This window comes from Alteromonas sp. ABE4_545 (assembly GCF_056161325.1).
The window spans coordinates 52,897-60,378 of sequence record NZ_JBSWYY010000022.1; the positions used below are offsets into that span (position 1 = coordinate 52,897).

The window sequence follows — 7,482 nt, forward strand, 5'->3', positions numbered from 1 at the left end:
GATGCCCTTGATTCGCTAGTTTGAGCATGATTAACAATTTAACCATATTGATAATTCATACTGATAGTGAAACGGCTTTAGTCTGCAACGGCGGTTAATACTTGCATGGTTTTAGTGATTTTTTGTTTAGCATCGTCAAATTCGAAGTCATAGAGTTTTTCTTTTATGGCTTCGAGCAGCTGTTTTAATTCGCCACGTGTTGCATTTACCAGCTCGCAAATATCGGTTTGTGCTTGTCCAATATCGTCGTCTATGTACTCAATCAGCGCGGCTAAACGGGCGTTAATTTCACTGTTATCAAGCACAATATCAGGCTCTTGGTCATCATTACTGAGGTGACTAAAATGCGCTTTGATACGGTTGAGTTCAAAAATTTGTTGATAGAATAGGTCGAGTGATTCATCGGTGGGCATTTGCTGTTGTTTGAGCTGACTTTCCACCTTCGCTGATGACTCGGAAATAGTGAGCATACCTAAGTTGGATGCTGACCCTTTAATTGTGTGCGTGATATGGAGTGCGTCTTTTACGTTGTTTTGTGCTAACAATACGCTCACTTTGGTATCTGCATCACCAAATTGATCACAAAATTTGATGATTAATGATTTGAGTAAATCGAATTTCCCGCCTAGTTTTTTTAACGCGCCGTCAAAGTCACAGCCTGGAAAGGAGAGGTCGGGATGATGGGCGGTTTGTTGCTTAGGTGGTTGTGATACTTGGGTTTGCCCTGATGTTGATGGTGTCGTTCGTTTGTTCATAAAATGGTGCAATAAGGTGTTTAATGCGTCTGGATCAATGGGTTTTGTAACATGCTCGTTCATGCCGGCGGCCAAATGCTTAGCGCGGTCTTCCTCTTGTGCATGGGCAGTCATAGCGATTATCGGCAGGTTTTCATAGGGCTGGCCTAATCCTCGAATTGCTTTGGTTGCTGACAACCCATCCATTTCCGGCATTTGAATGTCCATAAATATAATGTCGAAAGCTTGTTTAGAGAGTACGTCAATGGCTTGTTGGCCACTGGAACAGGTTCTGACTTTACACCCCAAATCGGTAAGAATAGCGGTGGCAACGTCGAGGTTAATATTGTTATCGTCAACGACTAACACGCGTGTGCCCAATATTTGATTTTGATTGGCTTCCTGTTGAACTAACTGTTTTGTTGTGACCAGCCGATTGGGGTCGATAATGATATTAAGTAGCTCTCTGTGCCTTGCTGGTTTGAGCAAATGCGCGTCTACGTTAACCGGCGTAGGGGTGACGTCTTCATAATTCTCAAGACTGATCACCATGGTTTTTTCGCTAAACTCTTTAATTTCTTCCATGGCTGATGGCTCTGACATATCTAAATTTGAAATGTCTAAAAAGACAACCAGTGGGTGAGTTTTATCAATGGTAAGTGCGCGAAATGCCGCCAAGCTATCGACCGATTGAAATGTGTGATGGGAAAGCTCACTAAACAATTCACGGCATGACGCTACCGAAGTTTCGCTTTGGCTAATCATTACAAATTGATAATTTTTAAGTTTGTCACCGTAGAACGACACCAAATTACTGTCGTCAACTATGGGTAAGCGAATGTCGAAATAAAACGTTGAGCCTTCGCCTTGGGTACTTTCAATTTGTATTTGAGAACCCATGGCTTCTGTTATTTTTGCACAAATAGACAGCCCTAAACCGGTACCGCCAAAGTTACGCGTTACCGACGTATCTGCTTGACTAAAAGCAGAAAATATATTTTTTAGCTGTTCTGGGGCAATGCCTATTCCAGTGTCTGATACAGCAATTCTAATCAGTCCATTTTCAATTAAAGAAGCAGAAACGCAAACTTGCCCTACGTTAGTAAATTTCACAGCATTAGAAATCAGGTTGCCAACAATTTGTTGAATACGGTAGCCATCTCCACAAAATGCGTTAGGGATGGCGGGATGAATGTGCGTGACGATATCTAAGCCTTTTCCACGCGCGGTGGCGGCAAAATTGTGTGCTGCAATCTCTAGCGTCTGTCTCAGATCAAAATCGATATTTTCTAGATTTACCCCGACAGATTCTATTTTTGAGAAATCTAAAATATCGTTAATTACAGCAATCAGCAGTTTACCCGAGTGAATAGCTGACTGTATAAGAGTGTGCCTTTGTGTGTCGTTGTCGCACTTTCTGAGTGAGTAGAGCATACCGAGTACGCCGTTGAGAGGGGTACGAATTTCGTGACTCATGTTAGCTAAAAAATCACTTTTGGCCTGTGCACTTGCAAGGGCGGCGTCTCTGGCGTCACGCAGCTCTGCAGTCTGCTGTTCTACTTCTTCTTGCAGATGCTCAGTTAAGGTAGTGAGCTTTTTATTGCTCTCATATAACTCTCTACTTTTCTCTTGAAGTAGGTTTTCTGCTGCTTGCCGTGCTCTGCGTTCACGCGCGCATATCCGTTTTAAGGTCGCGAGTTCCTTATCGTGGTCGAGACTTTCAGACATAAGGCTCCTCGTTAACAAAGCATGGTTATAACAATCACTCTGAGTATAGTTCAGCCTTTTGAAGCACACTGAATTTCTTTAACAGTATTAATACATTTGAACAGAAAACGAGTTAAAAACGGCGTTACTTGCCTCGGCAATCATAAAACGTTAGTTTAATGATGTATGGTAAGCCATTGTTAGGAAGATAAATCAAAGGATTATGATGAAACTGGTATTCGTTATTGTGATTGGTTTGTACAGTGCGTGCACATGGTCTCAAGAGGTGCAGAGTGTACGAAGTTTACCCGCGTTCTATCAACAAGCGCCCGCTGAGTTGGTTAAACTCTATTGGTATGCTTCGTCTGCCAAATACCAACAACAAAATAGCGATCTCGCCTATCAAGTTGAGCACTTACTCCAAACGAAACAGTACCTGAATGAACTAGACATTCTCACGCTTACAATGGCGCTGGCGCGTCTAGAACGCAATCATCACCCTGATGTCGGTGCCTACTACAACAAGATCAAGCACAAAGTGGCTGGGCGTCGCTTACTTGTTGAGTTTTTCTATAGCTGTATATTGAAAGAGACCCAAAAACGCGATGCCGCCCAAGATGCACTGGGCATTGCAATGAAGATGGGCAGCACCTTCAGGCAAAATATTAATGACTTGGCGAATGTTGATGACGTGTATATTCAACTTGCTCAGTCGCGGTACGGCGAGGTAAACCGAGATACCGTGTTTAAAACTTATCTCGAAGAAAATGTCAGAAAAGTAAAAGAAGATGACAAACGGCTCGTCACCTTAGCACTATATAATTTAGCCATTGCGTATAATCAACTTGGAAATCCGGCTGAGCGGATCATTACGGATGAACTGATCCCCAAGCTCGAAAAACGAGGCGTGATTGAAAAATATACCGAAAAATACGGTGCACGGGTGTTATTGCCGTTTTAATTGGGCCATTTTATGGCAGATTGCGATAAACGCGCTTGAACCGTAGTTTGACGTATTTGAGCTGCTGTTAATTTCTCGCTACATTGAAAAGCTTCTTACAAACCTCAACACGACAGATTGAGACTACCGGAGCATTTCAATGCGAAAAACTTTTTTGGCTACTGCGGTAACTGCAGCCATAGCGTTAAGCGCCTGTTCAAGTGAACCAACCACATCAATAAAAGCAGAAGAGGCGACTCAAGCTAAAGTGACGAGCAATATTCTACTTTCAGAAAGTCAGCTGCCATACAAAACGCCTGATTTTGATAAATTGAAAGTCTCTGATTACGAGCCTGCCTTTAAACTCGGTATGCAGCAGCACGACGCTGAAATTGCAGCAATTATTGCAAACCCTGAAAAACCAACCTTTGCCAATACTGTACTTGCAATGGAAAAGAGTGGTGCTTTGCTCAATCGCGTATCAACTATTTTCTTCAATCTCTCGGGTATTGTGTCTAATGACGAATATCAACGTATTGAAGCTGAAATGGCGCCAAAACTATCTGCCCATTCAGACAACATTTATTTAAATGCTGATTTGTTCGCACGTGTAAAAACCGTGTATGACAACAAAGCGAGCCTTAATGCTGAAGACCAACGATTAGTGTCTTTGTATTACGACGGTTTTGTGCGCTCTGGGGCTAACTTGAGCGAAACAGAAAAGCAAACAATGCGCGGCTTTAACGAGCAAATTACCGTTCTACAAACCGAATTCTCTCAAAACATTTTGGCGTCGTTTAAAAACGATACTATTGTGGTGGAAGATAAAGCAGCTTTGAAAGGCGTGTCTGAAAGCACCCTTGCTGGTTTGAAGTCTGCCGCGGAGAATGCCGGTAAGACGGGTTATTTGATTTCGCTAGTCAACACAACACGCCAGCCCATTTTAGCCAGTTTAGAAAACCGTGACTTACGCGAAGTGATTTGGAAAAAATCGGCTAATCGCGCGATGGATGTAAACGGCCCAATCATTCTAAAACTCACCAAACTTCGCGCGCAAAAAGCCGCGTTGTTAGGTTTCCCCAATTGGGCGAGCTACAAAATTGACGACCAAATGGCGAAAAACCCTCAAAACGTTTTCAAAATTTTGGACGACTTAGCGCCAATGGCTGTAGAGCGCGCGAAACGCGAAGCGGCAGATATTGAAGCAATTATGCATAAAGAGGGCGTAAAAGGTAGTGTTCAACCTTGGGATTGGGCCTACTACGCAGAAAAAGTTCGCAAACAAAAATACGCCTTAGATGACAGCTTGGTGAAGCCTTATTTCGAGCTAAATTCAGTGTTGGAAAACGGTTTGTTCTTCGCGATGGAAAAACTGTACGGCATTACTTTTAAAGAGCGTCATGACATTCCACTGTACGTTGACGACGCGCGAGTATTTGAAGTATTTAATGCAGACGGCAGCAACATCGGTTTGTTCTTCTTCGACCCTTACGCTCGTGAAGGCAAAGCCGGTGGCGCTTGGATGAGCGAATTTGTCACTCAGAGCTTCCTTAACGATAACAAACCTGTTGTTTATAACGAGTTGAACATTGTTAAACCTGCACCAGGCGAGCCAACATTATTGTCTTTCGATGAAACATCAACCTTGTTCCACGAGTTTGGACACGCGGTTCATGGCTTGTTCTCTCAAGTGAAATACCCTAGCGTGGCCGGCACATCAACCGCACGCGACTTTGTTGAGTTTCCTTCTCAGTTTAATGAAGACTGGGCAATAAAACCCGAAGTGCTAGCTAACTACGCTAAGCATTATAAAACCGGTGAGCCAATTCCTGCTGAGTTGATGGAAAAAGTGTTGCAGTCGGTTAAGTTTAACCAAGGTTTTAACACTGTGGAATATTTAGCGGCCGCACTGCTAGATATGGAATGGCACATGATTGGTGCTGATGAAAACATTACCGATGTTGCAGCGTTTGAAAAAGCGGCGTTAGCTAAACACGGTATTGATTATGCGCCAGTGAAACCTCGCTATAAATCGGCTTACTTCAGCCACACGTTCGCAGGCGGTTATTCTGCTGGTTATTACGCCTACTTGTGGACAGAAGTACTAGCGGCTGACGCGTTTGCTTACATGCAAGAGCAGGGTGGTTTAACCCGTGAAAACGGTGACGTTTTCCGCAAAGAAGTATTGTCTAAAGGAAACAGCGAAGATCTCATGGAGAACTACGTTGAATTCCGCGGGCAAAAGCCGACTGTAGACGCATTACTAAAACGTCGCGGTTTGGTTGACTAAATCCAAACAGCCTCCAGTAATTGGCTTAGCCAACTATTGGAGGCGCTTTATTTTCCACTCTCTTTGTGTGTGTTAACCGACAGTATCAAATAGCGTTTGAGTGAAACACAGGAAAATTTCGGTGAATCAACGCAAATGATAGATGTTCGCATTTAACTGATGCACAATATCGCCCATCGCGTCACTCGCTGACGTACACTGGTCGGTGAGCAATAGAAAAGGAGAGTCGTTATTAATACTCAGTCACACTCAAAACAATTGTCATATTTTCGTTCTATCGCAAGTGCCGTTGTCATTAGCGCGAGTTTGGTCTCGCCCTTCGCATTGGCGAAAGACGAAATTACGGTAGAAATCCCCAATCTTAACGTTGCCGAATACCACGCACCTTATGTAGCAGTGTGGTTGGCCAATGATAAGCAAAAACCTGTTATTGAGTTCGCAGTGTGGTACGACACAGAAATGCGAGACAACAAAGGTCAAAAGTGGTTAAAAGACCTCAGATTATGGTGGCGCAGAGGCGGCCGTAGTGCTGATTTACCTATTGATGGTGTGACAGGTGCAACAAAACGTCCCGGCAAACACACTATTGATTTAACGCCGTTTAAATCTCAAATTGCCGCATTACCCGCAGGCGAATATGTTCTTCACGCAGAAGCAGCCAGAGAATTAGGCGGGCGTGAAGTAGTAAAAATTCCAGTGACGTTACCTTTGACCCGAGGCGTAGATTTATCAGCTAGCGGTGATGAAGAAATTGGTACATTGCAGATTACATTAGGAGAGTAAGGATGAAACTTAAACTAGCATTGTCAGCGATTGCATTTGCAGGGATATTTGCGTCTCAAACCGTTGATGCACACCGTTTATGGGTTAAACCAAGCGCCACCGTTGTGTCTGGTGAAGACCAATGGATCACCTTTGATTCTGCCGTGGCCAACACTATCTTTTTTCCTGATCATTTCCCGTTGAAAACCGACAATTTTAAAGCTATGTCGCCTTCAGGAAAGCTGGTTCCGTTAGAAAACCAAGCCACGCTAGCGCAACGAGCTGTGTTCGATCTGCAGTTAAAAGAGCAGGGCACTTATAACGTTTTCATGGCAAGTCGCTCAATTGTGGCATTCTGGAAAGATGCAGAAGGCAAGCGCAAGATGTGGCCGGGCCGAGGTAAAACTGGCACGCTAGAAGAGTTTTACCAGCAAGTACCTCAGGATGCCAATGAGCTGAATGTGGTTGATGCCGCTCGTCGCGTTGAAGTTTTTGTCACTGCTGGGGCGCCTACATTAGATGCGATTAAACCCAAAGGTGAAGGCATCGAGCTAGCTGCCATTACCCACCCCAATGACCTATATACCAATGAGCCATTGCGCTTTGCACTCTTGCTTGATGGCGAAGCGGCAGCGGGCGCTAGCGTTACCGTGGTTAAAGGTGGTGAGCAATATCGCGACGAAAAAACTGATATTACCTTAACCGCTAATGAGAAAGGTGAATTTAGCTTTACAGCCAAAGAGCCTGGCATGTATTGGGTAGAAGCCGAATACAGTGATGATAAAGCAAAAGCACCGGCGAAAGAGCGCCGCGCGACTTATGTCACTGTGCTTGAAGTTTTGCCAATGTAGGCTTGCTTAAATAACACTTATCATCATCAAGTTACAGCGTTCTGAGTCAAGCACTTAGACAAATTTCAGCGCTGTAACTTGAGTCGCTTTATGTGACCGGTCGCGAAGCGACAGAACACCACGGGTTTACCCGTGGATGAATGAGTCCGAGGCCTGTATGCTACGAAGATGGAAGTACGAGTCTCATCACATGGTTTA

At 44.1% G+C, this 7,482-nt stretch carries 5 protein-coding genes; 4 read left to right on the top strand and 1 reads right to left on the bottom strand.

Annotation, left to right across the window (positions count from 1 at the left end; all coding sequences use genetic code 11):
- Nucleotides 1-77 precede the first annotated feature (77 nt).
- Nucleotides 78-2,462 (bottom strand): response regulator, encoded by a 2,385-nt coding sequence (locus ACXAH6_RS16300; RefSeq protein WP_474878526.1) that lies wholly within the window; start codon nucleotides 2,460-2,462, stop codon nucleotides 78-80.
- 202 nt (nucleotides 2,463-2,664) lie between these two features.
- Here ACXAH6_RS16300 and ACXAH6_RS16305 point away from each other — a divergent pair, with 202 nt between their 5' ends.
- From ACXAH6_RS16305 to ACXAH6_RS16320, 4 genes are all read left to right on the top strand, one after another.
- The gene (locus ACXAH6_RS16305) at nucleotides 2,665-3,402 is read left to right on the top strand and encodes a hypothetical protein (protein WP_474878528.1); all 738 of its coding nucleotides are present in this window, start codon (nucleotides 2,665-2,667) and stop codon (nucleotides 3,400-3,402) included.
- A gap of 139 nt (nucleotides 3,403-3,541) precedes the next feature.
- Complete coding sequence (locus tag ACXAH6_RS16310; RefSeq protein WP_474878529.1) at nucleotides 3,542-5,671, top strand: M3 family metallopeptidase; 2,130 nt, start codon at nucleotides 3,542-3,544, stop codon at nucleotides 5,669-5,671.
- Nucleotides 5,672-5,929: 258 nt separating this feature from the next.
- Nucleotides 5,930-6,454 (top strand): DUF2271 domain-containing protein, encoded by a 525-nt coding sequence (locus tag ACXAH6_RS16315; RefSeq protein WP_474878530.1) that lies wholly within the window; start codon nucleotides 5,930-5,932, stop codon nucleotides 6,452-6,454.
- Between the two features lie 2 nt (nucleotides 6,455-6,456).
- Nucleotides 6,457-7,284 (top strand): DUF4198 domain-containing protein, encoded by an 828-nt coding sequence (locus tag ACXAH6_RS16320; protein WP_474878532.1) that lies wholly within the window; start codon nucleotides 6,457-6,459, stop codon nucleotides 7,282-7,284.
- Nucleotides 7,285-7,482 lie beyond the last annotated feature (198 nt).

What these genes read in the sequence shown, in the direction of transcription:
- ACXAH6_RS16300 (WP_474878526.1), bottom strand. Translation starts at nt 2,462, where the DNA reads ATGTCTGAAAGTCTCGACCACGATAAGGAACTCGCGACCTTAAAACGG.
- ACXAH6_RS16305 (WP_474878528.1), top strand. Translation starts at nt 2,665, where the DNA reads ATGATGAAACTGGTATTCGTTATTGTGATTGGTTTGTACAGTGCGTGC.
- ACXAH6_RS16310 (WP_474878529.1), top strand. Translation starts at nt 3,542, where the DNA reads ATGCGAAAAACTTTTTTGGCTACTGCGGTAACTGCAGCCATAGCGTTA.
- ACXAH6_RS16320 (WP_474878532.1), top strand. Translation starts at nt 6,457, where the DNA reads ATGAAACTTAAACTAGCATTGTCAGCGATTGCATTTGCAGGGATATTT.